The organism is Bradyrhizobium sp. P5_C12, assembly GCF_054049735.1.
On the sequence record NZ_JBFULU010000003.1, the window covers coordinates 163434 to 189618 of the forward strand.

The 26185-nt window shown below is 65.1% G+C and carries 28 protein-coding genes; 11 read left to right on the forward strand and 17 right to left on the reverse strand.

From position 1 onward, the window contains the following. Positions 1 to 96 precede the first annotated feature (96 nt). The gene (gene ku / locus ACXJMY_RS03735) at positions 97 to 981 is read left to right on the forward strand and encodes a non-homologous end joining protein Ku (protein WP_456617975.1); all 885 of its coding nucleotides are present in this window, start codon (positions 97 to 99) and stop codon (positions 979 to 981) included. Positions 982 to 1078: 97 nt separating this feature from the next. On the opposite strand, the gene ACXJMY_RS03740 is transcribed toward ku, so the two are convergent. The 6 genes from ACXJMY_RS03740 to ACXJMY_RS03765 all read right to left on the reverse strand — a co-directional run bounded on the left by ACXJMY_RS03740 (position 1079) and on the right by ACXJMY_RS03765 (position 9313). After that, the gene (locus ACXJMY_RS03740) at positions 1079 to 1768 is read right to left on the reverse strand and encodes a response regulator (protein ID WP_456617976.1); all 690 of its coding nucleotides are present in this window, start codon (positions 1766 to 1768) and stop codon (positions 1079 to 1081) included. Next, positions 1765 to 4488 carry a DUF4118 domain-containing protein gene (locus ACXJMY_RS03745; RefSeq protein WP_456617977.1) on the reverse strand — a complete coding sequence of 908 codons (2724 nt, stop codon included), beginning with the start codon at positions 4486 to 4488 and terminating at the stop codon, positions 1765 to 1767. The genes ACXJMY_RS03740 and ACXJMY_RS03745 overlap by 4 nt, the downstream gene beginning before the upstream one ends. Positions 4489 to 4528: 40 nt before the next feature. Further along, positions 4529 to 5134: a K(+)-transporting ATPase subunit C gene (locus tag ACXJMY_RS03750; RefSeq protein ID WP_456617978.1), complete on the reverse strand. Its 606-nt coding sequence runs from the start codon at positions 5132 to 5134 to the stop codon at positions 4529 to 4531. Positions 5135 to 5243: 109 nt separating this feature from the next. Further along, positions 5244 to 7358, reverse strand: coding sequence for a potassium-transporting ATPase subunit KdpB (kdpB, locus tag ACXJMY_RS03755; RefSeq protein WP_456617979.1), 2115 nt, complete (start codon positions 7356 to 7358; stop codon positions 5244 to 5246). A 49-nt stretch (positions 7359 to 7407) separates the two neighbouring features. Further along, on the reverse strand, positions 7408 to 9111 hold the full coding sequence (kdpA, locus tag ACXJMY_RS03760) for a potassium-transporting ATPase subunit KdpA (RefSeq protein ID WP_456617980.1): 1704 nt from the start codon (positions 9109 to 9111) through the stop codon (positions 7408 to 7410). A 112-nt stretch (positions 9112 to 9223) separates the two neighbouring features. Next, positions 9224 to 9313: a K(+)-transporting ATPase subunit F gene (locus ACXJMY_RS03765; protein WP_456617981.1), complete on the reverse strand. Its 90-nt coding sequence runs from the start codon at positions 9311 to 9313 to the stop codon at positions 9224 to 9226. A gap of 619 nt (positions 9314 to 9932) precedes the next feature. Here ACXJMY_RS03765 and ACXJMY_RS03770 point away from each other — a divergent pair. The 10 genes from ACXJMY_RS03770 (at position 9933) to ACXJMY_RS03815 (ending at position 15815) form a co-directional block, all read left to right on the forward strand. Then, positions 9933 to 10400, forward strand: coding sequence for a hypothetical protein (locus ACXJMY_RS03770; RefSeq protein ID WP_456617982.1), 468 nt, complete (start codon positions 9933 to 9935; stop codon positions 10398 to 10400). A 21-nt stretch (positions 10401 to 10421) separates the two neighbouring features. Further along, the gene (locus ACXJMY_RS03775; RefSeq protein WP_456617983.1) at positions 10422 to 10700 is read left to right on the forward strand and encodes a hypothetical protein; all 279 of its coding nucleotides are present in this window, start codon (positions 10422 to 10424) and stop codon (positions 10698 to 10700) included. Between the two features lie 132 nt (positions 10701 to 10832). Further along, entirely contained in the window at positions 10833 to 11087 is a 255-nt protein-coding gene (locus tag ACXJMY_RS03780; RefSeq protein ID WP_456617984.1) for a hypothetical protein, read from the forward strand. A gap of 24 nt (positions 11088 to 11111) precedes the next feature. After that, positions 11112 to 12029 (forward strand): 4-hydroxy-tetrahydrodipicolinate synthase, encoded by a 918-nt coding sequence (gene dapA / locus ACXJMY_RS03785; protein WP_456617985.1) that lies wholly within the window; start codon positions 11112 to 11114, stop codon positions 12027 to 12029. 26 nt (positions 12030 to 12055) lie between these two features. Beyond that, positions 12056 to 12451, forward strand: a complete 396-nt coding sequence (locus tag ACXJMY_RS03790; RefSeq protein ID WP_456617986.1) for a hypothetical protein — start codon at positions 12056 to 12058, stop codon at positions 12449 to 12451. A gap of 112 nt (positions 12452 to 12563) precedes the next feature. Next, positions 12564 to 12755 carry a hypothetical protein gene (locus ACXJMY_RS03795; RefSeq protein WP_456617987.1) on the forward strand — a complete coding sequence of 64 codons (192 nt, stop codon included), beginning with the start codon at positions 12564 to 12566 and terminating at the stop codon, positions 12753 to 12755. Positions 12756 to 12773: 18 nt separating this feature from the next. After that, positions 12774 to 13175 (forward strand): hypothetical protein, encoded by a 402-nt coding sequence (locus tag ACXJMY_RS03800; protein ID WP_456617988.1) that lies wholly within the window; start codon positions 12774 to 12776, stop codon positions 13173 to 13175. A gap of 90 nt (positions 13176 to 13265) precedes the next feature. Next, positions 13266 to 13394 carry a hypothetical protein gene (locus ACXJMY_RS03805; RefSeq protein ID WP_456617989.1) on the forward strand — a complete coding sequence of 43 codons (129 nt, stop codon included), beginning with the start codon at positions 13266 to 13268 and terminating at the stop codon, positions 13392 to 13394. A gap of 168 nt (positions 13395 to 13562) precedes the next feature. Next, entirely contained in the window at positions 13563 to 14198 is a 636-nt protein-coding gene (gene upp / locus ACXJMY_RS03810) for a uracil phosphoribosyltransferase (RefSeq protein ID WP_456617990.1), read from the forward strand. A 33-nt stretch (positions 14199 to 14231) separates the two neighbouring features. Then, on the forward strand, positions 14232 to 15815 hold the full coding sequence (locus ACXJMY_RS03815; RefSeq protein ID WP_456618098.1) for an AMP-binding protein: 1584 nt from the start codon (positions 14232 to 14234) through the stop codon (positions 15813 to 15815). Between the two features lie 6 nt (positions 15816 to 15821). Here ACXJMY_RS03815 and ACXJMY_RS03820 read toward each other — a convergent pair whose 3' ends face one another. The 11 genes from ACXJMY_RS03820 to ACXJMY_RS03870 all read right to left on the reverse strand — a co-directional run bounded on the left by ACXJMY_RS03820 (position 15822) and on the right by ACXJMY_RS03870 (position 25926). Continuing rightward, positions 15822 to 16733: a flagellin gene (locus ACXJMY_RS03820; RefSeq protein WP_456617991.1), complete on the reverse strand. Its 912-nt coding sequence runs from the start codon at positions 16731 to 16733 to the stop codon at positions 15822 to 15824. Between the two features lie 13 nt (positions 16734 to 16746). After that, complete coding sequence (flgK, locus tag ACXJMY_RS03825) at positions 16747 to 18522, reverse strand: flagellar hook-associated protein FlgK (RefSeq protein WP_456617992.1); 1776 nt, start codon at positions 18520 to 18522, stop codon at positions 16747 to 16749. A gap of 18 nt (positions 18523 to 18540) precedes the next feature. Then, positions 18541 to 18996 carry a flagellar protein FlgN gene (locus ACXJMY_RS03830; protein WP_456618099.1) on the reverse strand — a complete coding sequence of 152 codons (456 nt, stop codon included), beginning with the start codon at positions 18994 to 18996 and terminating at the stop codon, positions 18541 to 18543. 15 nt (positions 18997 to 19011) lie between these two features. Next, positions 19012 to 19272, reverse strand: a complete 261-nt coding sequence (locus ACXJMY_RS03835) for a hypothetical protein (protein WP_456617993.1) — start codon at positions 19270 to 19272, stop codon at positions 19012 to 19014. Positions 19273 to 19275: 3 nt separating this feature from the next. Further along, entirely contained in the window at positions 19276 to 20541 is a 1266-nt protein-coding gene (gene flgE / locus ACXJMY_RS03840) for a flagellar hook protein FlgE (protein WP_456617994.1), read from the reverse strand. Between the two features lie 19 nt (positions 20542 to 20560). Beyond that, positions 20561 to 21226 (reverse strand): flagellar hook assembly protein FlgD, encoded by a 666-nt coding sequence (locus ACXJMY_RS03845; RefSeq protein WP_456617995.1) that lies wholly within the window; start codon positions 21224 to 21226, stop codon positions 20561 to 20563. 399 nt (positions 21227 to 21625) lie between these two features. Further along, a complete protein-coding gene (locus tag ACXJMY_RS03850; RefSeq protein ID WP_456617996.1) occupies positions 21626 to 21898 on the reverse strand; it encodes a hypothetical protein in 273 nt (90 codons plus the stop codon). A 170-nt stretch (positions 21899 to 22068) separates the two neighbouring features. After that, a complete protein-coding gene (locus tag ACXJMY_RS03855; RefSeq protein ID WP_456617997.1) occupies positions 22069 to 22497 on the reverse strand; it encodes a flagellar export chaperone FliS in 429 nt (142 codons plus the stop codon). Continuing rightward, complete coding sequence (gene fliD, locus ACXJMY_RS03860; RefSeq protein ID WP_456617998.1) at positions 22497 to 24182, reverse strand: flagellar filament capping protein FliD; 1686 nt, start codon at positions 24180 to 24182, stop codon at positions 22497 to 22499. Before fliD ends, ACXJMY_RS03855 begins: the two co-directional genes overlap by 1 nt. A 79-nt stretch (positions 24183 to 24261) precedes the next feature. Further along, on the reverse strand, positions 24262 to 25086 hold the full coding sequence (locus ACXJMY_RS03865; RefSeq protein ID WP_456617999.1) for a flagellin: 825 nt from the start codon (positions 25084 to 25086) through the stop codon (positions 24262 to 24264). Positions 25087 to 25227: 141 nt separating this feature from the next. Beyond that, on the reverse strand, positions 25228 to 25926 hold the full coding sequence (locus tag ACXJMY_RS03870; RefSeq protein WP_456618000.1) for an RNA polymerase sigma factor: 699 nt from the start codon (positions 25924 to 25926) through the stop codon (positions 25228 to 25230). Positions 25927 to 26185 lie beyond the last annotated feature (259 nt).

The following is a 26185-nucleotide window of genomic DNA, read 5'->3' on the forward strand; positions in this document are numbered from 1 at the left end:
CCCCTCAAGCCTATCACGGCAAAAGTCCGCCCCGGAACCAAAACCCCGGAGCCCCGTTGGAGTTCCGAAAACGCCTTGAAAACACTGGAGAATGAGATGGCTCCCCGCGCCTATTGGAAAGGGACGCTGAAGCTGTCCCTCGTGAGCTGCCCCGTCCTGCTCTACCCCGCCACGACGGCGGCCGAGAAGACGCGCTTTCACATGATCAACCGCGAGACCGGAAACCGGTTGAAGCAGCAGATGGTCGATTCCGAGACCGGCGACGTCGTCGAGAGCGATCAGAAGGGACGCGGCTACGAGCTGCGGAAGGGCAAATATGTCGAGATCGAACCGGAAGAGCTCGAGGCGGTCCAGATCGAGAGCAATCACACCATCGACATCGAGAGCTTTGTACCGAGCGACGAGATCGATCAGCGCTACCTCAACCATCCCTATTACATCGCGCCCGAGGGCAAGGCCGCGATCGACGCCTTTGCCGTGATCCGCGACGCCATGAAGGACGAGGGACGCGTCGCGCTCGCCAGGATCGTGCTCACCAATCGCGAGCACGTCATCGCGATCGAACCACTCGGCAAGGGCCTGCTCGGCACCACGCTGCGCTACCCCTACGAGCTGCGCGACGAGGACCAGTTCTTCGACGACATCAAGAGCCCGAAGATCACCAAGGACATGGTCGAGCTCGCCGGCCACATCCTGCACACCAAGGCCGCGCATTTCGACCCCGGCAAGTTCAAGGACGAGTATGAGAACGCGCTGAAGGCGCTGGTGAAGCGCAAGGCAAGCGGCAAGAAGATCGAGCTGCCGGAGCCCGAGGAGCGGCCGAGCAATGTCGTCAGCCTGATGGATGCGCTGAAGCAGAGCCTGAAGGGGCGCGGGGGAGGACGGACGTCGGCCAAACCGCGTGGGCGGCGGACGACAGGGCGAGGACGAGCCGCGAACAAGGTGCACCGGTCGACGGCGCGACAGAGGAAGGCGGGTTAGCAACCCCACCGTCATTCCGGGGCGCCTCGAAGAGGCGAACCCGGAATCTCGAGGTTCCGGGTTCGATGCTTCGCATCGCCCCGGAACGACGGCTAAGTCAATCCCCCGCCTTCAGCCGATACCCGATCCCCGTTTCCGTCAGCACATATTGCGGCCGTTCCGGATCGGACTCGATCTTCTGGCGGAGCTGGCGGACATAGACGCGCAGATATTGCGCGTCGGTCAGCTCGTCCCAGAGCTCCTTGAGCAGGAAGCGATGGGTCAGCACCTTGCCGGCGTGCTGGACCAGCACGCGCAAGAGGTCATATTCCTTCGGCGACAGTTTGACGTCGCGCTCACCGAGCTTGACGATCCGGCGCACCAGATCGACGGAGAGATCGCCGGTGCGGAAGACCGGGCGCTCGCCCTGGACCTGAAGCTGGTGCCGCAGCGCGGCGCGCAGGCGCGCCAGCAGTTCGTCCATGCCGAACGGCTTTGTCAGGTAATCGTCGGCGCCGAGGTCGAGCGCCTGCACCTTGCCGGCCTCGTCGCCACGGCTCGAGAGCACCACGATCGGCACGCTTTCGTTGCGCGCGCGTATCGTGCGCAGCAGCTCATGGCCCTGGATATCGGGCAGGCCGAGATCGAGGATGATCAGCGCGGGCTCTTCCGCGAGCTTTTCCAGCGCGGTCTTGCCGTTTGACGCCTCCAGGATCTCGTAACCCTGCGTCGTCAACCCCATCCGCAGCAGCTTGCGGATCGGCGGCTCGTCGTCGATGACAAGAACCTTGATCGGGGCAGCACTCATGCGGCGGTATCCAATGCCTGGGTCTGTGCCGGGATGGGCAGACGGATGGTGAGGATCGCGCCGCTCCGGTCGCCCCGGTTGGCGGCCGAGATCGTGCCCCGCATCGCCTCGACGAAACCGCGGGAGATGGCAAGCCCAAGCCCGGTGCCGGGACGGACATGGTCCCCCTTCTGCGCGCGATAGAACTTGTCGAATACGCTCTCGAGCTCGTCTGGCGGAATGCCGTCGCCTTCGTCGGCAATCTGGAGCACCACGTGATCCCTGTCGCGCTGGCCCTTGATCGAGATCGTGGTGTCGGGCGGCGAATATTTGGCGGCATTGTCGAGCAGGTTGAACAGCACCTGTTCGAACAGCACGGCATCTAACTGGAGCATCGGCAGATCGGCGGCCAGCACCAGCTCGACCTTGTGCGCGATCAGGATCTTGGCTGCCCGCCGGAGCGCGCTGCCGGCGATCTCGCCGAGATCGTGCAGCGCCGTGTTGGGCACGATGGCGCCGGATTCGAGCTTGGTCATGTCGAGCAGATTGGCGATGAAGCGGTTGAGCCGCTCGGACTCGTCGATCACGGTGGCGAGCAGGTCGCGCTTCTCGGTGTCGGACAGCGCACTGGCAAGATCGCGCATGGTCGAGGCCGCGCCGAGAACGGACGCCAGCGGCGTCTTCAGGTCGTGCGAAATCGACGTCAGCAGCGCCGAGCGCAGCCGCTCGGATTCGATGGTGCGCTTGACGCGATCCATGTCCTCGACCAGCAGCACGCGTTCGATCGCGAGCGCGCCCTGGTCGACCAGCGCGTCGAGCAGCCGGCGCTGGTCCGGCGTCAGCAACGGGCCGGTGCGATCGTTGTCGATGCCGATCACGCCGATCGGGCCGCGCCCGGTGCGCATCGGCAGGAACAGCCGCTTGGCGCCGGGCAGCGTATCCGAGCCGCGGCCGGCGGGACGATCATTGCTCCAGGCCCAATTGGCGGCGGCAAGATCGGCCTGGTCGAGCTGGTCCTCGGGCGGATAGCCGGATTTCACCGTGAGCAGCCCGTCCTCCGGCAGCAACAGCACGACGCGCACCTTCAGCATCAACGCAATCTGATAGGCGGTTGCCCACAAGACGTCGTCGAGCGTGGCGGTGCCGGCGAGCTTCCGGCTGAAGGCATAGAGCTGCTCGGTGGTCCTGATGCGACCGATCGCGGTGTCGGCCTGGGTGCGCACCCGTCCCGCGACGTTCGACACCACGAACGCAATCAGCATGAAGAAGAAGAACGCCGCGACATTGGTCGGGTCGGTGATGGTAAACGTATAGACCGGCGGCAGGAAAAAGAAGTTGTAGGCCAGCGACGCCGCGACGCTCGCAAGCAGCGACGGCCACAGCCCGTAGCGCACGGCCACGGCCACCACCGCGGTGAGGAACATCAGGTCGACGTTCTCGACACCGAAATACGGCTTGATGGCCGTTGCTGCCACAAGGCCGAGCGCGGTGATCCCGAGTGCCTTCAGATAAGGAAGCGCATCGAACGGCTCGGTCCGTGCCGCGGTCTGCACCGCGGTCTTCGGTGGCGGCTCGCTCGCGAGCTCGTCGCCAGGGATGACATGCACGCTGATATTGCCGGCGCGGCGCACCAGATCGTGCACGACCGAGCCGCGCGTCATCTCGAACCAGCGCGAGCGCGTCGACTTGCCGATCACGATCTGGGTGACGTTGTTGCCTTGCGCGAAATTGATGACGTCGTCGGCGATGCGGCGGTCGACGGCGGGAATGGTCAGCGCCTCGCCGCCGAGCGCTTCGGCAAGCCGCAGCGTATCGGCGAGCCGGTCGCGCTCCTCGTCGGAGAGCTGGAGCGAGCGCCGCGTCTCGATCGAGACGGCCGTAAACGGCGCATGCAGCCGGTCGGCCAGCCGCTTGGTATAGCGCACCAGCCCGGCCGCACGCGGATCCTCGCTGACGCAGACGAGGATGCGCTCACCCGCGGCCCAGGGGCCGGCGATCGCGTTCGCCTGCATGTGCGTGAGGAGCTGCTCGTCGACCCGTTCCGCCGTGCGCCGCAGCGCCAGCTCACGTAGCGCGGTCAGGTTGCCCGGCGAGAAATAATGCTCGAGCGCCCGCTCGGCCTGCCTGGGGACATAGACCTTGCCCTCCTTCAGCCGCTGGATCAAATCGTCGGGCGTGAGGTCGATCAGCTCGATCGCATCGGCGCGGTCGACGATGGAATCCGGCACGGTCTCGCGCACCCGCACATGGGTGATCTGCGCAACGACGTCGTTCAGGCTCTCGATGTGCTGGATATTGACGGCGGTATAGACGTCGATGCCATGGGACAGCAGCTCCTCGACGTCGAGATAGCGCTTGGGATGGCGGCTGCCGGCGGCGTTGGTATGGGCGAGTTCGTCGACCAGCGCGATTTTCGGGCGGCGCGCGATCACGGCGTCGAGGTCCATCTCCTCGACCGTCTGGCCGCGGTAGTCGAACTTCTTGCGCGGGATCACTTCGAGGCCGCGCACCAGCGCCTCGGTCTCGGCACGGCCATGGGTCTCGACGAAGCCGACCACGACGTCGATGCCGGCCTTGCGCCTGGCATGGGCGCTTTGCAGCATCTCGTAGGTCTTGCCGACGCCGGGGGCGGCGCCGACGAAGATTTTCAGCTTGCCGCTCGCGCTCTCCTCCCGGCGCGCGGCTTCCAGCAGCGCCTCGGGAGACGGACGTTGTTCGGGATCGCGGCGTTCACGGACCATCAGGCCAATATAATCATCCGCGCGCCGCCAGCCTAGAGCGCTACTTCGCGGCAACGCGATCGAGCGCGAGGTTTAGAGCAAGGACGTTAACCCGCGGTTCGCCGATCAGGCCGAGCAGGCGGCCCTGGGTATTGGAGGCCACGAGCTGCTTGACCTGATCGTCCGACAGATTCCGCGCCTTTGCCACGCGCGGTACCTGGAATTCTGCGGCTTCCGGCGAGATGTCCGGATCGAGGCCGCTGGCCGAGGTGGTGACCAGGTCTTCCGGTACGGCGGCGTTCGGATTCTCCGCCTTCAGCTTGTCCACGTCTTCCTTCAGCCGGTCGGCCAGCGCCTTGCTGGTCGGGCCGAGATTGGAGCCGCCCGAATTGGCCGCGTTGTAGGGCGCCGAGACCGTCTTGGTCGAATCATTCGGGTCGGGCGCAACCGTCGCCGAGAGGCGGCCGTGGAAATATTTGTCGTCCTTGAACTCCTGCCCGATCAGGGCGGAGCCGACCACCTTGCCGTCGCGCTCGATCAGGCTGCCCTGCGCCTGGGCCGGGAAGATCGCGCCGGCAATGGCGGTCATCGCGAGCGGATAGGCAAGTCCGGTGATGGCGGTGAGCACCAGCAGCAGGACGATGGCGGGGCGGATTTCTCTGAGCATTTTTGGTCTCCTATGTCTTCCGTCATTGCGAGCGAAGCGAAGCAATCCAGTGTCTTTCCGCGGAGGCAGTCTGGATTGCTTCGTCGCTTCGCTCCTCGCAATGACGTGGTTAAGCCAGGTGCAAGGCAACGACGACGAGGTCGATCGCCTTGATGCCGATGAAGGGAATGACGATCCCGCCGAGGCCGTAGATCAGCAGGTTGCGCCGGAGCAGCGCGCCGGCACCGACTGCGCGATAGGCGACGCCTTTCAGCGCCAGCGGGATCAGCCCGATGATGATCAGCGCGTTGAAGATGATCGCCGACAGGATGGCGCTCTGCGGGCTCGACAGGTTCATGACGTTGAGCACGTTGAGCTGCGGGTAGAACGCGAGGAACATCGCCGGGATGATCGCGAAGTATTTTGCGACGTCGTTGGCGATCGAAAAGGTCGTCAGCGCACCGCGCGTCATCAGGAGCTGCTTGCCGATCTCGACCACCTCGATCAGCTTGGTCGGGTTGGAGTCGAGGTCGACCATGTTGCCGGCCTCGCGCGCGGCCTGGGTGCCGGTGTTCATGGCGACGCCGACGTCGGCCTGGGCGAGCGCAGGCGCGTCATTGGTGCCGTCGCCGCACATGGCGACCAGCTTGCCCTTGGCCTGCTCGTCACGGATCAGCTTGAGCTTGTCTTCGGGGGTTGCCTGCGCCAGGAAGTCGTCGACGCCGGCTTCCGCCGCGATCGCGGCCGCCGTCATCGGATTGTCGCCGGTGATCATGACGGTGCGAATGCCCATGCGGCGCAGCTCGGCAAAGCGCTCGCGGATACCACCCTTGACGATGTCCTTGAGCTGGATGACGCCGAGCAGCTTGCCGTCCTTGGCGACCGCAAGCGGCGTGCCGCCGGCCTTGGAGATCTCGTCCGCAATGGCCTGGACCTCGCGGCCGACCTCCGAGAGCACCGCAGGCTGGATGGCGCGGGCGGTGTTGCCGGACGCAACCGCCAGCGTTGCACCGCCACCGACATAGTTCAGCATCGAATCGACCGCGCCCTTGCGCACCGACGAGCCGCCGGCATCGACACCGCTCATGCGGGTCTGCGCCGTGAACGGGATGAAAGTGGCGCCAAGCTCGGCCATGTCTCGGCCACGGATGCCGTATTTCTCCTTCGCCAGCACGACGATGGAGCGACCTTCCGGCGTCTCGTCCGCCAGCGAGGCGAGCTGGGCCGCGTCCGCGAGCTCCTGCTCGGTCACGCCGCGAACGGGGCGGAACGCGGTGGCCTGGCGGTTGCCAAGCGTGATCGTACCGGTCTTGTCGAGCAGCAGCGTGTCGACGTCGCCGGCGGCTTCCACCGCGCGTCCCGACATCGCCAGCACGTTGAAGCGGACCAGGCGGTCCATGCCGGCGATGCCGATCGCCGACAGCAGCGCGCCGATCGTGGTCGGGATCAGCGTCACGAACAGCGCGACCAGCACGACCACCGAGATCGAGCCGCCGGCATAGGCCGCGTAGCTCGGAATGGTGACGGTGGCGAACACGAAGATGATGGTGAGGCCAGCCAGCAGGATGTTGAGCGCGATCTCGTTCGGCGTCTTCTGTCGTTCGGCGCCCTCGACCAGCTTGATCATGCGGTCAATGAAGGTCGAGCCCTGGGCTGCCGTGATGCGGACGCGGATCCAGTCGGACAGCACCTGCGTGCCGCCGGTCACCGCCGAGCGGTCGCCGCCGGATTCTCGGATGACGGGCGCGGACTCGCCGGTGATGGCGGCCTCGTTGACGGACGCGACACCCTCGATCACCTCACCGTCGGAGGGAATGGTATCGCCGGCCTCGACCAGCACGATGTCGCCGACCTTGAGGCTCGTGCCGGGCACGAGCTTGAAGGTCTGGCCGGTGCCGGTCAGCAGCTTGGCCTGGCTCTCGGTGCGGGTCTTGCGCAACGATTCGGCCTGCGCCTTGCCGCGGCCTTCGGCGACCGCTTCGGCGAGATTGGCGAACAGCACGGTGAACCAGAGCCAGAGGATGATCTGGAAGGTGWAGCCGAGGTTCTCGCCACCCGTGACGAGGTCTCGCAGGAAGATCACCGTGGTGAGCGCGGCCACGATCTCGACCACGAACATCACGGGGTTCTTGATCATCAGCCGCGGATCGAGCTTGGTGAAGGCAGCGCGGATCGCGGGCACGACGATCTTGGGATCGAGCATCGCCGAGACGGAAGCGCGTTTTTGCAGTTTCATGGTATCCATGGAGGTCACTCCAAACAATCAGAAGGCTGTCGATCAGAAGACTTGTCGATCAGAAGACTTGGCCGGCGTTCATCGCGAGCTGCTCGACGATCGGGCCGAGCGCGAGCGCCGGGAAGAAGGTCAGGCCGCCGATGATCAGGATCACGCCGACCACGAGGCCGACGAACAGGCCGCCGGTGGTCGGGAATGTGCCCGCCGACGGCGGAATGGATTTCTTGGCGGCCAGCGAACCCGCGATCGCCATCGCCGGGACGATCATGAAGAAGCGGCCGACGAACATCGCGCTTGCGAGCGTGAGGTTGTAGAACAGCGTGTTGCCGGTGAGGCCCGCAAAGGCCGAGCCGTTGTTGCCGGTCGCCGAGGTGAAGGCGTAGAGCACCTCGGTGAAGCCGTGCGGCCCGGCATTCGCCATCGAGGCGACCGCCGCCGGATAGACCACGCCGACCGCGGTCCAGCCGAGATACATCAGCGGCAGCACCAGGATCGCGAGCATCGCCATCTTGACCTCGCGCGCCTCGATCTTCTTGCCGACATATTCCGGCGTGCGGCCGACCATCAGGCCCGCCACGAAGATCGCGAGCACGACGAACAGCAGCATGCCGTAGAGGCCGGCGCCGACGCCGCCGATGATGATCTCGCCGAGCTGCATGTTGATCAGCGGGATCATGCCGCCGAGCGCGGTGAAGCTGTCATGCATGGCATTGACCGCGCCGCAGGACGCCGCCGTCGTGATCACGGCGAACAGCGACGACGCGACGATGCCGAAGCGCACCTCCTTGCCCTCCATGTTGCCGCCGGTCAGGCCGAGCGCATGCAGCGTCGAGGTACCGTTGGCTTCGGCCCAATAGGTGACGGCGACACCGGCGAGGAACAGCACGCCCATCACGGACAGGATTGCCCAGCCCTGGCGCTGGTTGCCGACCATGCGACCAAACACGTTGGTCAGCGCCGCGCCGATCGCGAAGATCGACAGCATCTGGATGAAGTTCGACAGCGCGGTCGGATTCTCGAAAGGATGCGCGGCGTTGGCGTTGAAGAAGCCGCCGCCATTGGTGCCGAGCATCTTGATCGCGACCTGCGAGGCGACGGGGCCAAGCGCGATGGTCTGCTTGGCGCCTTCGAGCGTCGTGGCCTCGACATACGGCCCCAGCGTCTGCGGGATGCCCTGCCAGACCAGGAACAGCGTGTAGACGACGCAGATCGGCAGCAGCACATAGAGCGTGGTGCGGGTGACGTCGACCCAGAAATTGCCGACCGTGCGCATCGAGGCGCGCGAGAAGCCGCGGATCAGGGCGACCGCGAGCGCAATGCCGGTTGCCGCCGACAGGAAGTTCTGGTGCGTCAAACCAAGCATCTGCACGAGGTACGAGATCGTGCTCTCGCCGCCGTAGTTCTGCCAGTTGGTGTTGGTGATGAAGGAGATCGCGGTGTTGAAGGAGAGATCCTGGGCGACCGCACCCTGCCCGGCCGGATTGAAGGGCAGCACGGCCTGGAGCCGCATCACGCCGTAGATGATGAGGAAGCCCCCGATATGGAACAGCAGCATGGAGACCGTATAGGTCAGCCAATGCTGCTCGCGCCTCTCGTCGACGCCGGAAAACCAGTAGATGCCGGCCTCGATCGGGCGCAGCACCGGCGACATGAACGTCCGCTCGCCGTTGAACACGCGCGTCATGTACCAGCCGAGCGGCTTGGTCAGCGCAACGACGATGGCGCAATAAAGAATGATCTGGAGCCAACCGATCATAGTCATGGCATTAACCCTTTAGGCTTTGTGTCCGGCGCAGGAGCGGCAGGAGCAGCGCAAGCAGGCAGGCGACGAGCGTGGCGTCGGCCAACAGCAATTTGACAAGCAGCAGCACGGATCAGAACCGCTCGGGCCGCAGCAACGCGTAAGTGAGGTAGAACAGCAGGCCGAGCGAGACGGCGCTGGCGAGCGAATAATCGAAGATCATGGTCCGCTCCATCAAAGCCGTTCGCAGGCGTAGGTGTAGCCGATCGCGAGCGCGAAGAAGCCGAAGCCCAGCGCCAGCATCAGAATGTCCATCATGGCGATACTCCTCATTACGAGACGATATCCGGCGCAACCTGTGTCTGGCCCCGGCGGACCGCTTGCCGCGCCCGAATGCAACGCGTCTCGCGCGGCGCCCGGCCGGAACTTTCACCGCGATGAAGTGCCATCGCGCACATAGGTTTTCGAGATGAGGCCTATGGCGAAGTTATAGGAATCTCATAAAGGCCGGCACGTCGCGACCGGCGGCATGTGACACCGACAACGCATTCCAGGCGGTCGTGCGGAGAGGCGGCACAGCGACGCGGTCCACCATCACCATCGCCACCGATTGTTACGGCAGACCGCGGCCAGGGTCTTTTCAAAAAGCCTGTTTGTATAGGACTCCACCTGCGGCAGAGACGACAGTCGGGAATGGGCGCCGTCCGTGCTTCTCGCCCGGAAGCACGGGCACTTATGAAATCCTTATATCTCCCGCCCCCTTCTCATCTCGTTTTCAAATGCCCTTCCAGCCATCTTGGGAATGCCGGCCGACTGACCGACACCAATTCCAGGAGGCCTACATGACCGCCGCACTCCGACGCTACGATCCACCTTCGCTCGGCGAACGCCTGCGCAATGCGCATACGATGACACGGCCACTGATGCGCGAGATCATTGATCTCGCCTGCCGGCGCCTTGCTTCGCCCGGACAGAGCGAGCGCTCGACGCACGTCATGCGCCTGATCGATGCGGAGGCCTGGACTGATGCCGCGCTGGCGCTGATGGCTGTCGAGCTGCCGCTGTGGCAGGTCCGCCGCATCGCCTATGACGAAGGCGAGTGGCATTGCGCGCTGTCGCGTGAACGCGAATTGCCGGACTGGCTGGACGCCGCGGTCGAAGCCCACCACACCGATCTCGCCCTCGCCCTGCTGTCGGCCTTCGTCGAGGTGCGAGCATTGGCCGTGGAGGTGTCGCGGCCCAGCGTCCCCTCCGTGCGCCCGACCCTGGACCCGCTCTACGAACCGGTCGGCTGCGATAATTTCGGCTAGGATGCCAAACGGGATTTGGCCTTGTCGCAATCTCCGGACATGCCGCGCACGCTGAGCCCGACGCGCGTGATGGCTCGATTTGCCGTCCGCATCGCGCTGCTCGCCACCTTTGCCGCATTCGGCAGCATCGGCTTTGGCCGAAGCCTCGCCGCCCTGCTCTGGATGTCGATTATCCTGTGCGCCCTCGCCGGCCTCATCAGGCGCGAGCCGCTGTTCGGCGCGGCGCTCAATCATTGGGACGAAGCTGTCGCCTTCGGCGCGCTGTTCGCGCTGGTCCACATCGCCAATGATGTGGCCTGAGCGGCCGGCTTTATGAGCTTCCTATGAGATCGTCGCGCGGCCTCACTCGAAATCATATTCGCTTGAACTGATATTGATCGAACGGTTGCGGGCTCGCGCCCGCCACCTCCGTCAATCGGAAGGAATAAGTAAATGAAACTCGTCGAACCTCCCTCGTGCAGCTCCCCTTCGACCATCGTTTTCATCGGCCGTAACCACAGGGGACAATGGGTCGCGCAGGAGCAGAACGGCCTCTATGGCGGCCTGTTCGTCAGCCGCGCCCAGGCCATCAAATACGCGCTGTTCGAGAACGGGCAGCATCCGGAGACCATCGTCGAGCTGCCGCGCGAGATCGAGCTCGACATGGGCAAGAGCCCCAACAGCGATATCTCGCGGCGCGCCGCCTGAGCCGGCGCCTTCAGGCGAAAAGCCATGTTCATCCCTCCCTCAGCCTGGTTCACCGGCTTCATCCCGGACATGCCGACCCCGTTCGATGCGGCGGATGCGATCGACCTCGAGGCGTTCGCCGCACTCTGCGAGCGGCAGGTCGCCGCCGGCGTTCCCGCGCTCGTGGTCTGCGAGACGGCCGGCGAGGCGCCGACGCTCTCGCCGGCCGAGCAGGAGCTCGTCATTCGCACCGCCATCGACGTCGTCCGCGGCCGCGTGCGGGTCATCGCCGGCGCGATGTCGAATGCGACCGGCCATGCCATCGAACTCGCGCGGCGGGCGGAGGCGGCCGGTGCCGATGCCGTCATGTCGGTGGTGCCGGCCTACAACAAGCCGATGCAGGAGGGGATGCTGGCGCACTTTCGCGCCATTTCCGGTTCGATCGGTTTGCCGATGATCCTGCACGATGTTCCCTCGCGCACGCTGCGCCCGCTCGCCGACGAGACGCTTCTGCGTCTCGTCGAATCCCGCCGGTTCGTGGGCCTGCGCGATGGCAGCGGTGACATCACCCGCCCGCTGCGCCTCGCCCGACACCTGCCGGCGGGCTTTCGCCTGCTGTCCGGCGACGACGCCACCACTTTCGGCTTCATCGCGGATGGCGGCGACGGCGCGATCTCGGAGATTGCCAACGTCGCGCCGGATCTCTGCCGTACCATCTACTCGCACGTCAGGCAGGGCCGCCTGCAGTCCGCGCGCTACCTGCACAGGCGCCTCGTTCCGCTCATCGTCTGCCTCTCCAGGGAGAGCCCGGCGGCGCTCAAATACGCCCTCAGCGTGCTTGGCCTGATGTCGGCAGAGACACGGCTGCCGATTGTGCCGCTGGACGCGGCCGCGCGGAGAGAGGTGGTACGAGCATTCGCCGCGATCGCCGATGAGGAGCTGATCGACAGCATCAGAGCCTGACGCGTCGAGGGCGATCCGGATATCGCATGCTGCAATCAGTCGAAGGACCCCATAGGCTGCTCCGCGCCTGGAAGCTGGCGCTGCTGCGCTTTGCCGTGACGCTGGATGATTCCGACAGGCTCAATGTCGCGGCACTCGCGGCTGAGCTCGATCGTCAGGGCGGCCGCCACAGCACCGAGGACTCTCTCCACTTCTTCCGGCGAACCAGCTCCCAGCTCTGTGCGGCCATCAGCGGTCAGCAACAGAATGCGGAAGCGACCCTGCAATGCTTCTGCGAGCAGATCGAGGAACCGCGATTGCGGCTCGCCTTTGCCGCTGCCATCGGGATGACGCTTTCGGCCCCCGCATCGTCTCAGGCTCGACCGAAGCGCAATCCCGACCTGTTCAGAGGGCTGCCGTCGCGGCGATCGGCGTCTTTATGACATTCCTATACGGCGGCCTCGGCGCTCATCTCGCAATCCTACGCGGCGATCGACATCATACGAGGTGGAATGGAGCGGCCGTTTCGCCGCGCCACGGACAAGGACTTCCAAAATGTCGATGCTGACACATGGCTTTGACCGGCCCTTCGACGAGGTCGAACAACGGCCGCGAATCTCGAAGGAACGCAAGGCCCAGCTCAAGCGCCTCGCGCTGAGCGCACTGGCCCTGCTCTCGATGGGCACCGTGCTCACCGCGTTCATCGCGCTGAAGACCGCGATCTATGTCTGGCACCTTCACGCCTGACCGACATGGCACATCATCATGACTTTGCAGATGTGTGAGGAGGCCGCCATGGCGGCGATAGCTTTCCAAGCTGCTCGTCGCGGACCCGAAGCCCGGCAGACGCAGGTGCCGCTCAAGCCGCTCGATCCCGATGTCGTCAGCGCCTCCATTCCCGCCTTCTTCGTCGGGCGCAACACGGCCGGCCTCTGGGTCGCCCGGGAAGCGAGCGGACGCATCGGCGGCCTGTTCCTGTTCAAGAGCTCGGCGGTCGATTTCGCCAACCGGCACAGCAGGCCGGCAACATGCGCGCTGGTGTTTCCCACCGAGACTTTTGAGCTCGACATCGAGAACCGCGGCAATCCGCTGATCGTGCTGGCCACGCGATTGCTGGCGGGTGCCAGGCAACTGCTCGCGCGCGTGGCCGCAAGGCGGCGGACATGATCGAGCTCAAGATCGCCGTCCTGGTCGCGCTGATGGGTGCGTTGCTGTTCGGCATGCGCCTCACCGCAGCGCCAGCTTCGGACGGCTAGCATGCAGCTCCTCAAGGGAAATCTGGAGCATGCGGTCACCACGACAATCCTGACCATGACGCTGAGCCTGGTCTGGGGCGCGATCCTGACGCTCGTGATCACGCTTCTCGCACGCGGGCTCGGGGTTTAGCTCCACATCGCCACGCGCGCGGCGATCGACCGCGAATTGACCATGGCTGCCTACGAGGCAAGCAACCGGGCCCGCGCGGCGGTTGCGACGCCTGCTCGAGGCCTCGTATCCCGCGGAAAATGCCCGCCCGATCTGGCGCAGTTTCACGGAACCGTGTAGATCGGTTTCATGAGCACCAGCAACGTCAACGTCGTCGCCCACCCCCTGGTCCAGCACAAGCTCTCCCTGATGCGGGAGAAGGACCGCTCGACCAAGAGCTTTCGCGAGATCCTGAACGAGATCGGGATGCTGCTCTGCTACGAGGTGACGCGCGACCTGCCGCTGGAGCTGGTCGAGATCGAGACGCCGATCGCCCCGATGCTGGCGCCGAAGATCGCCGGCAAGAAGCTCACGCTGGCACCGATCCTGCGCGCGGGCGTCGGCTTCCTCGACGGCATGCTGGCGCTGATGCCGTCGGCGCGCATCGCCCATATCGGGCTCTACCGCGATCCCCAGACGTTGCAGGCGGTGGAATATTACTTCAAGGCGCCGCAGGACCTGTCCGACCGTACCGTGATCCTGATGGATCCGATGCTGGCGACCGGCAATTCGGCCTGCGCCGGCGCGTCCCTGCTCAAGGCGCGCGGCGCCCGCGACATCCGCTTCGTGTGCCTGCTGGCCGCGCCCGAAGGCATCAAACGGTTCCAGCAGGAGCATGGCGACGTGCCGGTCTGGACCGCCGCGATCGATGAGCGGCTCAACGACCACGGCTACATCGTGCCGGGCCTCGGCGATGCCGGCGACCGGATGTTCGGCACCAAGTAGACAGCTTTGCGCGATCGGGTTACTCCGGTCGCCATGCACGCCGAGGATTTTTCACTGCACGCGCTGATCGGGTCCGAGACCGCCGGTCCCGCCTTCGTCGTCGACGGCACACCCGTCTCTCGCACCGAATTTCTCGGAAAGGTCGAGCAGACCGCCGCCTGGCTTGCTGCGCAAGGCATCGGTAGAGGCGACGTGGTCGCGGTCTGGCTGGTCAACCGGGTCGAATGGATCGCGCTGCTGTTCGCCGCCGCCCGCCTCGGCGCGGTCGTCGCCGCCGTCAACACCCGCTACCGCAGCGCCGAGGTCGCGCATCTGCTCAAGGTGTCCGGCGCCAGGCTGATGGTGGTCGAAGCCGCGTTCCGCTCGATCGATTTCGCGGCGATTCTTGCCGACGTCCCCAAGGCCGACGTGCCCGCGCTGCAAGAGCTCGCGGTGGTCGGCGCGGACGCGATCCCCGCGCACTGGCCCTGCGTGCGGTTCGATGCCTTCGACAAGCCCTATCCGCCGGCGCCCCCGGCCCAGGACGATGCCGACCTGCCGGTCCTGCTCTACACGACCTCGGGCACGACCAAGGGTCCCAAACTCGTGGCGCATTCGCAGCGGACGCTGGCCTCGCACGCCACCTCCGTCGCCAGGGCGCTTGCGCTCTCGCCGCAGCGTCATTCGCTGCTGGCCATGCTGCCGTTCTGCGGCACCTTTGGCATGACCAGCCTGCTCGCCTTCCTCGCCGCCGGTGTGACGATCCATGTGCTGGACGCCTTCGAGGCGGCGCCGGCGCTGAACATTCTCGGCCGGCACAAGATCACGCATGCCTTCGGCTCGGACGAGATGTTCCGCCGCATTTTGGCGCTGACTGATTTGCCGCGTCCGTTCCCGCAGGCTGAAGCGTTCGGCTTCGCTGCGTTCCAGCCCGGCTGGCGCGAGCTGGCCGCGGAGGCGGAGGCGCGCGGCATGCCGCTGTTCGGCCTCTACGGTTCGAGCGAGGTGCAGGCGCTGTTCTCGATCGGCCGCGCCAGCGACACCTTCGCTGACCGCGTCGAGGGTGGCGGCTGGCCGATGTCGCCCGAGGCAAAAGTCCGCGTGCGCGACACCGAGACGGGCGAGCTGGCCGCGACCGGCGTTTCCGGCGAGATCGAGATCAGCGCACCGTCGCGCTTCCTCGGCTATTTCAACAATCCGCAAGCCACGCGCGACGCGCTCACCACCGACGGCTTCTTCCGGACCGGCGACATCGGCCGCCTGCGCGGCGACGGATCGTTCGTCTACGAGACCCGCGCGGGCGACGCCATGCGGCTCGGCGGCTTCCTGGTCGCGCCCGGCGAGATCGAGGACGAGCTCAAATCCTGCCCCGGCATTGCCGACGCCCAGGTGGTTGCCATCGACCTGAAGGGACAGGCGCGCTGCGTCGCTTTTGTGATTCCGACCCAAGATCCACACCAAGAGCCGCCACAGCAGGATGTTCTGGTCGCGCGCCTGCGCGAGCGGCTCGCCGGCTACAAGGTCCCGGCCCGCCTTTACGTCGTGGACGCCTTCCCCATCACCGACAGCGCCAATGGCGTGAAGATCCAGCGCGCCCGGCTCCGCGCCATGGCGATGGAACGGATCGCCGCCGAATAGGCCGGCCTATTTCAGGTAGCTCGCGAGATTCAGGCTGAGTATCTTGCCAAGCGCCGAGTAGGACGCGGTCAGTTGCGACTCGTAGGTCGAGAGCTCCGCCGTAATGGCGGCGACGTCGACGCTGGTGAGGTCGCTCGACAACGTCTCGGCATAGCTCTTGTAGTCGGTCTGGCGGGCGCTCGCCGTCTCGATCGAGGACGCCGCGCTGGAAAGCCTGGCCTGCACCGCCGCCGTGTCGTCGAGCGCCGTGCTGGCGAGATCGAGTGCGCTGGAGATGTCCGCGGACGACAGCGAGGTGCTGTTCGCCACGAATTTCAGGACGCGCATCACCTCCTCGAACGCCGAATTGTCGGCGGTGACGCCATAGGACACGGTCTCGTCGGCACCGACGCGCACCGAGGCGATCTCGTCGTCGCCATCATAGTAGCTGGTGTCTGCCGTCGTGGTGGAGCCGGTGCCGGTCGAAAAGCTGGTGAGATCGACCGGCGCCGTGTCGGTCTTGCCGCCGGCAAAGACGTACTGGCCGTCATATTGCGTGTTCATGAGCGAACCCATCTGCTCCAGCATCTGCTGGGCGGAGCTGATCACCGAGTTCGTCTCGGTCGAGCTTCCGGTCGAGGCGGCGCTGAGCTGGGACCGGAGCTGGGTGAGGATGTCGGTCATCGAGCCGACCGCCGAATACATCACCTGGACCTTGCTGTCTGCGAGCGTGGCGGCATCGATATAGGATTGCGCGCGCGTCACCGAGACCTGGAGGTTGACGACGTGCTGCGCGCCCGAGCCGTAGCCGCCGAAATCGCTCGAGACCACGCCCGACGATTCCTGGACCTGCTTCCCGGCCATGACCGACTGCACGCGCATCGCGTCGGCGATCATCTTGTTCGACTGCGCGAAAGTCGCGACCCGCATCGCCACCATGGCTACTGCCCCTCTAGGTCGACTGCACGGCGGAGAGCAGCGCCGAGTACATGGAGTTGATGGCCTGGATCAACGCGGAAGCCGCCGAATATTTGTTCTGGAGCGTGCTGAGCTTCGCCGATTCCTCGTCGAGGTTGACGCCGGACTGCGACGACAGCGAGTCCGCATAGGTCGACTGCGCGGTCTCCTTGGCGGTGTAGTTGGTGGACGCCTGCGACGACTTGCTCGCGACCTCGGCGACGATGGTCGAGGCATAATCGGCAAGGGAGCCAGTGGTAGCGGCGAGCCCGCCGGTGGACGAAAATGTCCGGGACTCCGTCAGGGCGTCGTAGAAGGCATTGACGACGGTGGCGGACCCCGACGACAGCACCGTGCTGCCGACCGCTGGGCTCGACGAGGAGTCCAGTGTCGCGAGCTGAAGCTCGTTGGTTCCGGACAGGATCTTGCTGTTGACCGCGATATCCGACGCACTCGTTCCCGTCACCAGATCGTTGAGGCCGAAATACTCCGAAAATCCTTCGCCGGAGCTTCCCACCGAGCTCGTCATCTCGTTGATGGCGACGCCGTTGCCTGAGCCGGTCGCCGTGATCGAGAGGTGGCCGTCCGAATCGACCGATGCGGACAGTCCGGAGATGCCGTTGATCGCGGTGACGAGATCGCCGACCGTGGAATAGGACGAGAGGTCGAGATCGCCGTACGAGACCAGATTGCCGCTCTGGTCGGTGGCGGCGATGCGCACCGTGCCGGTGGCGGAGAGCGCGGCGCTGCTGGTGACGGCCGTCGTGCCGGTCAGGCTGGTGGGGGCCGGCACTGAGGAGGCGCTGTTCGAAATGCCGTTCATCGCGGAAGCGAGCTGCTGCGCGAGCTGGTCGAGCTGGGACTGCGCCGCCGGCAGGGTCTTGTCGCGCAGCGTGACCAGCGCGCCGATGTCGCCGCCGGTGATCTGGGAGGTGATGTCGACCCCGTTCACCGTGATCGCGCTGAAGCCGCTCGACGAGGAGCCGGCTGTGTAAGTCGTCGATGATGTCACATTCGACGCGGCAGTATAGCTGATCGTATGCGCGCTGCTGTCGACCAGCGCCTGGCCGGACGTGGTATAGATCTGGAGATCGCCGTTCGACGCCGTGAAATAGCTGATGTTCATCTTGGAGGCGACGTCCTGGAGCGCGGTGTTGCGCTGGTCCTCCAGATCCGCGGTCGACTGGCCGGCCGCCGCCGTCTGCTTGATCGCGGCGTTGAGGTCCGCGATCTCTTGCAGATCCGAATTCACGCCGTCGATCGAGGACGAGATGTCCTGGTCGGCGTCGGCGCGAAGCTTCTGGATGCCGCTCGACGTCTCCCGCAACTGGCTGGCGACGTCGTCGAGCGCGCTGACGACGTTGGATTGCAGCGACGCGCTGCTCGGCGTGCTCGCCAGCGCCGACAGCGCCGATTCCAGCGAGGCAATGCTGTTGGCGAGCGAGGTTCCGGTCGAGCTGTCGCCGGTGCCGCTGGTCGAGCCGTAGAGCTTTTCGAGCGAGGTCAGATAGGTGCTGGTCGTGTCGGCCGAGCCGAGATCGGAGGTCGCACCGACCAGCGACTTCAACAGCAGCTTGTCGACCGTCGAGGTGATGCCGGTCACCGTGACGCCGGTGCCGACGCCGTTGGTGACGCTGCTCGACTGGTTCGCGGTCTTCTCGGTATAGCCCGTCGTGTCGGCATTCGAGATGTTCGACGACGTCACGCTGAGCTGCACCGACGTGGCCGACAGCCCGCTGAAGGCGATCGATCGTGCGATATTGAGTGACACGGCGAACCCCTCGAATCGTCAGGCGCTGCGGCTGGTGCCGCTGGAGACGGCGCGTGCGGCGACGCGGCCGGAGGCGCCATAGGGCGACACCGCCGCGATCTGCTCGCGGATCGCCTGCATGACGGCCTCGATCCGCCGGTTGCTGGCCTCGATCGCCGCGCGCAGCCGCACCAGGTTCTCGTCCATCGCCGCGCGCAGCTTCAGGATCCGCTCCATGAGCTGCTCACGCAGGATCCGATCCGATACGTTCAGGCTGGTCGTCCCCGCCGCGCACTCGGCAACGGTCCGTTCGAAAACCTCCGCCAGCCGGTTCTTCTCGTCGACCTGCTTCAGGCGCGAAGCCGGCAGGCCCTTGGCGAGCTCCGCATTCTCCTCGGCGACCAGCGCGGTCAGGACGTCGATGAGCGCGATCAGCGACTTGATCCGCATGTCGCCATTTGCGGCGCCCGTCCTCGTGGCTTGAGCTACAGTCATGGTCATCGCCTTCTTCTAGTTATTCCGTTTGCCGCGGCCAGCCTGCGAGTTGCGCAGGTAAGCGCCGATCGCGGTCGCCCTGGCGGTGGCCTGCCTCATCTCGCCCTCGACCTCCGCGCATTCCCGCAACAGGCCGCGGCGGGCCGTCTCGACGTCGTCGATCAGCGCGAGCAATTGCCTGCGATTGCCGCCCTTGGCGATCGCGACCCGCGCCACCAGCCGTTGCAGCCGCCGCAGCAGCGCCTCTCCGGCAGCATTGGCCTGTTCGCTGCGCATCGCTCACCTCATCGCCGAGATCAGGGTGTCGTACATCTTGTTGACGGTCGAGATGACCTGCGAGGCCGCGGAATAGGCCTGCTGCGCCGAGATCATGTTGGAGAACTGGCTAGAGGTGTCGGTGGTCGAGGATTCCAGCTCGCTGCCGTAGATCGTGCCCGCGCCATTCTCGCCGGAGCCCTGCAACGAGGCGTTTCCCGACGTCACGGTCGCCGAATAGATCCCGTCGCTGGAGACGGACAGGCCGTCGGGCGCGGCGAAAGTCGCCACCGCGATCTTGTAGATCGCGATCGTCTGACCGTTGGAGTAGGTGGCGTCGACCACGCCGTTCTTGCCGATCGAGATGCTGGACAGCTTGCCGTAGGACAGACCGTCCGAGTCGATGCTGGTGACGTTGACGGACGGCGTGGTCTCGCCGGAAGCGTATTGCGTCAGCCCGTCGGTCTTGCCGGCGGTACCGAGGGCCATGGTGATGGTGCTGTCGGCCGCGCCATCGGTCCAGCCTGTGATCGAGACGGTTGCCGGGTCCGGGCTGGTGCCGGCCAGCGAGCCGTCGCTGTTGAAGGTGATGTCGATCGTACCCGAAGCCGTGCCGGTCGCGGTCGTGGTGTCCGACGCCGACGTCGGATTGGCAAAACTCGCACTCCAGGTGTTGGTCCCGGTCTTGCTCCAGGTGATCTGCATCGAATTCGCCGCGCCAAGCGAATCGTAGACCGTCATCGAGCTGGTATAGGTGTCGCCGGTCGCGGCATCCGACGGCAGGTTGGCCGCGATCGTGGTCTTGGTGGTGGCACTGCCGCTGGTCGAGGCGACCTGGGTGTTGATGGCCTCGAGATTGCTCGCCGACTCGCTGCCGACGACATTGCCGTCGGCGTCGGTGCGCCAGCCTTCGAGGTAATAGCCGTTGTTCTCGAGATAGCCGGCATTGTCGGTCGTGAAGGCGCCGTTGCGGGTGTAGGAGACAGTGCCGCCCGACGTTGCGTCGGTCACCGCGAAGAAGCCAGACCCCTGGATCGCGACGTCGGTGGCGTTGGAGGTCGCGGCCAGCAGGCCCTGCTGGGTGATGTTGGCGCGGCCGGAGACGGTGACGCCGCCCGAGGCATAGGAGGTCGTATTGCTCGATGCGGTCACGAGCGCGTCGAACATTCCGGACGTCGTCTTGTAGGCGGTCGTGTCGGAATTGGCGATGTTATCGCTGATCATCGACAGGGACTGGCTCTGCGCGCTGAGCGCCGAGATCGCCGAGGACAATGCGCCGCTGAGACTCATGATAGAACTCCGGAAGTGATCAGGACGTGACGCCGATGATGTTGGCGGCGCTGACGGACACGCCGTTCACGGTGAGCGAGGGCGTGGAGGTCGAGGTGTCGATGCCGGTCACCTTGCCAGTAACGGTCGTGTAGCTGAGGACCGAATTGCCGGTGGAATTCGTCGCGGTCACCGAGATCGTGTACTGGCCGCCGTCGGTGAGCTGGTTGCCGCTGGAGTCCTTGCCGTCCCAGGTGAAGCTGTTAGATCCGGCATTGCCGGTCCCGGTGCCGGTCCACACCGTGTTGCCCGAGGAGTCCTGAATGCTGATCGAGACGTTCGAGGCGGCCGATGACAACGAGTAGCCGAACGTCGCCGAGCCGTTGCTCAGCGTCGTAGTGTCCGTCTTCGCCTCGACGGTGTGGCCGATATAGTTGACCGAGTTGAGCGTCACGAGGCTCGAGAACGAACCCGCGAGCGAAGTGAGACTGGAGTTGATCGACTGCTGGGAGGTGAAATTGGCGTAGGAGGTGAGCTGATTGACGAGGTCGGTGGTCGAGGTCGCATCCAGCGGATTCTGGTTCTGGAGCTCGCTGACCAGCAGGGTCAGGAAATCGCTCGATGTCAGCGTCGAGCTGGACGACGTGCTCGACGACGACGACGTCGTCGTGGCGGTCGACGCGGAACTCGTTGCGGAAACGGTCATCAGAAAACTCCGGCTTCCCCGCGCCTCCGGCGACAAAGATGTCGGCTGGCGGCGCTTGAAATCTGTGTGCTGATGAAACGCGTGGGCGTGCGAATTCAGGCGGGGATTCGCACCCTCCCCTCGTCGTCCCGGACAAGCGTAGCGCCTGGCAGCGCGAAGCGCTGTCCAGTAGCGAAGCGCCGATCCGGGACCCATAACCACAGGGAGTAGTTTTGCGAAGACTCGGAGTGGGAGTCTTCGCGCCACAAGCATTTGGGGTTATGGGTCCCGGCCTTCGCCGGGGACGACGGCGAGTTTGAAGAACGGCCGTCGCGCCTCACTGTGCGCGCGACACGCCCATACAGTGGTCTTCAAAGGGATACGAGAATGTGTGCGTCGCTAGGACACGTCGAGAGCCCTTCAGCTCTCCGCCGTCTCGCCTTCGGTGCGCGGCTCGGCGGTGTCGTCCTTCATTTTCGCAGCCGCGGCGACGATGCGGTCGGCGAGGCCTGCGGGCGCTCGCACCGGCGGGGCTGCGAGGGCGCGGCGCAAGGCGCATGCCTCTTCCAGCAGCGCTTGCGCAGCGGACGATCGCGCCAGCAGCTCCTCGGCGGGCAAGCGCCGGTCATCGGGCCAGAGCGAGAGGTCCTCGCCCAGCCGATCGATCAATTGCTCAAACTCGGTGACGTCCATCGCCCGCCGATCCCGCCTCGGTCAGGCCCGTCATAACGCATTGCAGCCGTGGCGGAAACGGGATTTCGGCGGACCCAGGCGCCAAAAGCGCCCGCAGCACGACGGAAAGCGGTGGAGATTGCAGGCCGGACGATCGCCGGAACCACTCGGCATGGGGGAGCCCGAGCTTTTCAGCCCTGGCGGGCCGAATCGGCCGGCACCGCCTTGCCGCCGCGCATGGTCGCATCGACCTGGTCCCAGGCCTCCCGCAGCTCGGTCAAAGCGGCGATGATGCGCCGGAAACTCTCGCGTACCTGTGGGCGGCCGTAGGCCTTGTGGCTCGCCAGGATCAGGGCGTTGTAGGTCTGGAACAGATGCTCCGCCACCGCGCCACCGTTGGTGAAATCGAGATTGTGGCTCAGCCCGCGCAGAATCGCGGTCGCCTTCATCAGGTGCTCGTGCCCCTCCTCGAAGCGGCGCGCCTCCTGCGCGGCGACCGATTTCTGAAGAAAGGTGATCGTGCCGCCAAGCAGCATCGAGACCGCCTTCAGTGGCGGCACGCTCGTTGCCGTTCCCCGATAGGCCTGGTTGGCCATGTACGCCATCGGATTATGCATCATCAATCACTCGAGCTGGAATTGAGCAGGGCCTTGAGATAATCTAGCGTGCTGTTGGCGCTCTCGATCGCCGCCTGGTATTTCGCGTATTGCGTCTCGAGCTGCGACTGCAGCGTCGACGCCGCGCTGTTGATGTCGTCGACCTTCTGCTGGAGCTCGCCGTCGCGCGTCGTCAGACTGGTGATCTGCGTTTGCAGCGCGCCGGTCGACGCCGAGTAGTTCTTCGCAATCTGATAGAGCTGCGTAGCAAGGCCGGAGGTCGATGTCACCGTGATCGACTGCGAGGTCGAGCCGCTATAGGTGAAGGCCATGCCGGCATAGATCGAACCGGAGGCGCCGATGATCGTGGTGCCGCTGACGGTGAAGAGCGATGAATCGCCGCCGACCGAGGCCGAGCTGAGATTGCCGGAGGAATCGACCGTCAGATCCAGGGTGAAGGATTGCGGCGAGGTTCCGGTATTGACGACGCTGAGCTGGCTCGACGAAGTCGTCGTCTGGGCCGACAACAGGGTGGTCACGCCGCTCAGATTTGTGCTCAGGATGTCCGACAGCGTCGAGGTGTCGAGCTCGAGCTCGTTGTTCTCGTTGAAGGACAATCCAAGGTCGGCCATGGTCAGACCGCCCACGGTGCTGTTGAGCGCAGCCTGGAGCTGATCCATGATCTCGCGCATGGTTCCGTCGCCGAACAGCACCGCACTCGAGGACGCCGTGCCGTCCGTGTCGGTCGCCTGCTGGGCAATCACCTCGTCGCGAAAGGTGTTGTAGTTGGTGACGAACGTCTCCAGCGTCGATTCGATCTGGCTGGTGTCGGTCTCGATACTGATGTTCAGCGTCGCTCCGTCCGGCGTCTCCTGGAGCAGGCTGAAGGTGACCCCGCTCAGGACGTCGGAGATGTCGTTGGTGTCGCGGCTCATCGCGATGCCGTCGAGCGTGAATTCGGCGGCCTGCGCCCCCTGGAGCACGTCGGCGAAGCTTCCCGAACTGTCGGTCACACCGAGCTTGTTCAGGATATCGTCGCCGGACGTGCTCGAATAGCTGATGTCGGCCGCATCTTCGGTTCCCGTCAGCACCATCTCATAGGACCCGCTCGAGACCTGGACGATCGAGGCCTGCACATTGGTGGTCGAGGTCTGGGCGTTGATGGTGTCGACGATGTCCTGAAGCGACATCGTGCTGGTGACGCTGATGTCGGCCGTGCTGCCGCCCTCAAGGCCGATTGAAAACGTGCCGGAGTAGCCGAGCTCGTCGGTTTGGCTCGACTGCGACGTACCGGCCACCTTCTGCGCGGTGGCGAGCTGACTGATCGTCAGCGTGTGGTCGCCGACCGCCGCCCCGCTCTTGATGGTCATGGAGAGCGCCGACGAGGCGCTCACGTCGCCGGTGGAACTGATGCTCGCCGCGCGCGTCGCAAATGCACTGCTGGAAAGCGAGTTGACCACCGCAGTCGAAAGCGACGCCAGCCCCGAATACAACGTCTTCAGATCGCTCTGGAGCGTCTGATAGGCCGTGATCTTGGCCTCGTTGTTGGTAATCGTGGTCGATATCGTCGTCGCCTGCGCGGTCTTGGCGTCGACGGCGGATTGGATCAGCGCGGTCCAATCGATGCTGCTCGAATTGGTGGTTCCACTGGTCGTGACCGACGCGGCCGAGGAGCTCGTGCTGCTGGTGCTCGAACTGACGCTGGTCACTGTGCTGCCCGATTCATCGCGAGGTGGACCAGGCCGGCATCACGCCGGCCTGGTATGACGATCGTTTCGGCTCGGCGCCTTAGCCGAGGAGCTTGAGGAGGTACTGCGGCATCTGATTGGCGGCGGCCAGCGCCGACACCGCAGCCTGGGTCTTCACCTCGGCCGACGACAGCTTGGACTGCTCGGCCGCGATATCGACGTCCTTGATCGCGGAGTTTGCCGACTGGAGATTCTGCGTCTGGGTCGAGATCGAATCCGACGAGAAGTTGAACCGCGACTCCTGCGCGCCGATCGAGGCGCGCGCGGCGGAGACCGTGTCGATCGCGGTATCGAGGGCGTCGAGCGCCGAGGTCGCGCCGGACTGGGTGCTGACGTCGAGCGAGGTGACGGCGAGCGACGACGCCGTCAGGCTGGTCAGCGTGATGGTGATGGTGTCGGAGCCGTCCGAGCCGACCAGCACGGACACGCCGGACGAAAACACGCTGGTGCCGTCGAGCAGGCTCTGGCTGGAGTAGCGGGTGCCGGTCGAGATCGAGTCGATTTCGTCGTTGAGCTGCGAGAATTCCGATTGGATATAGGCGCGGCTGGAGTCGGTCGTGGTGCCCGAGGCCGATTCGGAGGCCAGCGACTTCATGCGCGCGAGAATGTCGGAGATGTTCGAGGCGCCGCCGTCGGCTGTCTGAAGGATCGCGGTGGCCTGCGAGGCGTTGGTCGCGGCCTGCTGCAGCGTGGTGACGTCCGAGGAGATGCGCGTGGAGATCGCAAGGCCGGCGGCGTCGTCGGACGCCGAGGTGATGCGCGAGCCGCTCGACAGCTTCGAGAGCGAGCTGCTCTCCTGCGCGGAATTGATGTTGAGATAGCGGACCGCGGCGTTGGCGGCCGTATTGGTGTTGATTGCGGGCATTGGAAGCTCCTGTGCTGATGGGCATGGCGTGCCGCATCGTTGAAGACGATTGACGACGCGGACCGCAGCCCCGTCCGTTCGCTCAAACGACGGAGCGCAAGCAGATCAGGCGCGAAAATTTTCGCAGAGCCAATTTTATGGTTAGCAGTCGGTAAATGCGGTGCGGATGTCGCGCTCGTGCTTGCGCAGCAGCTGGCGAAGCTGCTGGCGACCGCGCTTGAGCAGGGACTCGACCGCAGCCACCGTGGTGTCCATCACCTGCGCGATCTCGCCGTTGCTCATGCTCTCGTGGTACGACAGGATCACCGCGATGCGCTGCTGCTCGGGCAGGCGCTGCATCGCGAGTTCCAGCATGCCGTTGAGCTCGTTGCGCTCGATGAGTTCGACGGCACCCGGCTGGCCGTCGGCGACTTCCGGCACCGTCTCGACATTCTCGGTGCGCGGCTTGCGGCGCAGATCGATGCAGCGGTTGGAGATGACGCGGTAGAGCCAGGTCGAGAATTTCGCGCGGCCGTGCTGCCAGCGCCCGCGATGGCTCCAGATCTTGAGCATCGTGTCCTGCACGACGTCTTCGGCGTCGGCCGCGTTGCCGACGATGCGCAGCGCGATCGCGTAGGCGCGATCGATATGACGTTCGACCAGCATGCGGAACGCCACCTCGTCGCCGGCCGCGAGCCTGTCGAGAAGCTCGCTGTCCTCGTCGAAGACGACATCGGCGGTATCAGGCGCACTATCCGGCGCGAGCGGCACCGACGGCATCACCGGCACGATCGCATCGACCGGTGCCGTCGTCGTGATCTCGGCTTCGGCGGGAGCCCAGACATCAGCAGCGTAACTCATCCCGCAACCTCCAACCCGCAATGCCGGCGACGCACATGCCACACGGCTTCCAGGCGTTGAACGCGGGGCGAAAACAATCCAGGCGGAGAATTTTTGTTATTTTTCAAGATGTTAGCCGGTATCTTTTGCCGAGTGTCGGGCAATAATTGCCGACTGCGCGATACTCTCGCGCATCAAACCTGCAATCATCACATCGTCTCGCGCCATGGCGGATCATCCATCCTGAAGAGATGTATGTGGGAGAAAACGCTGACATTAC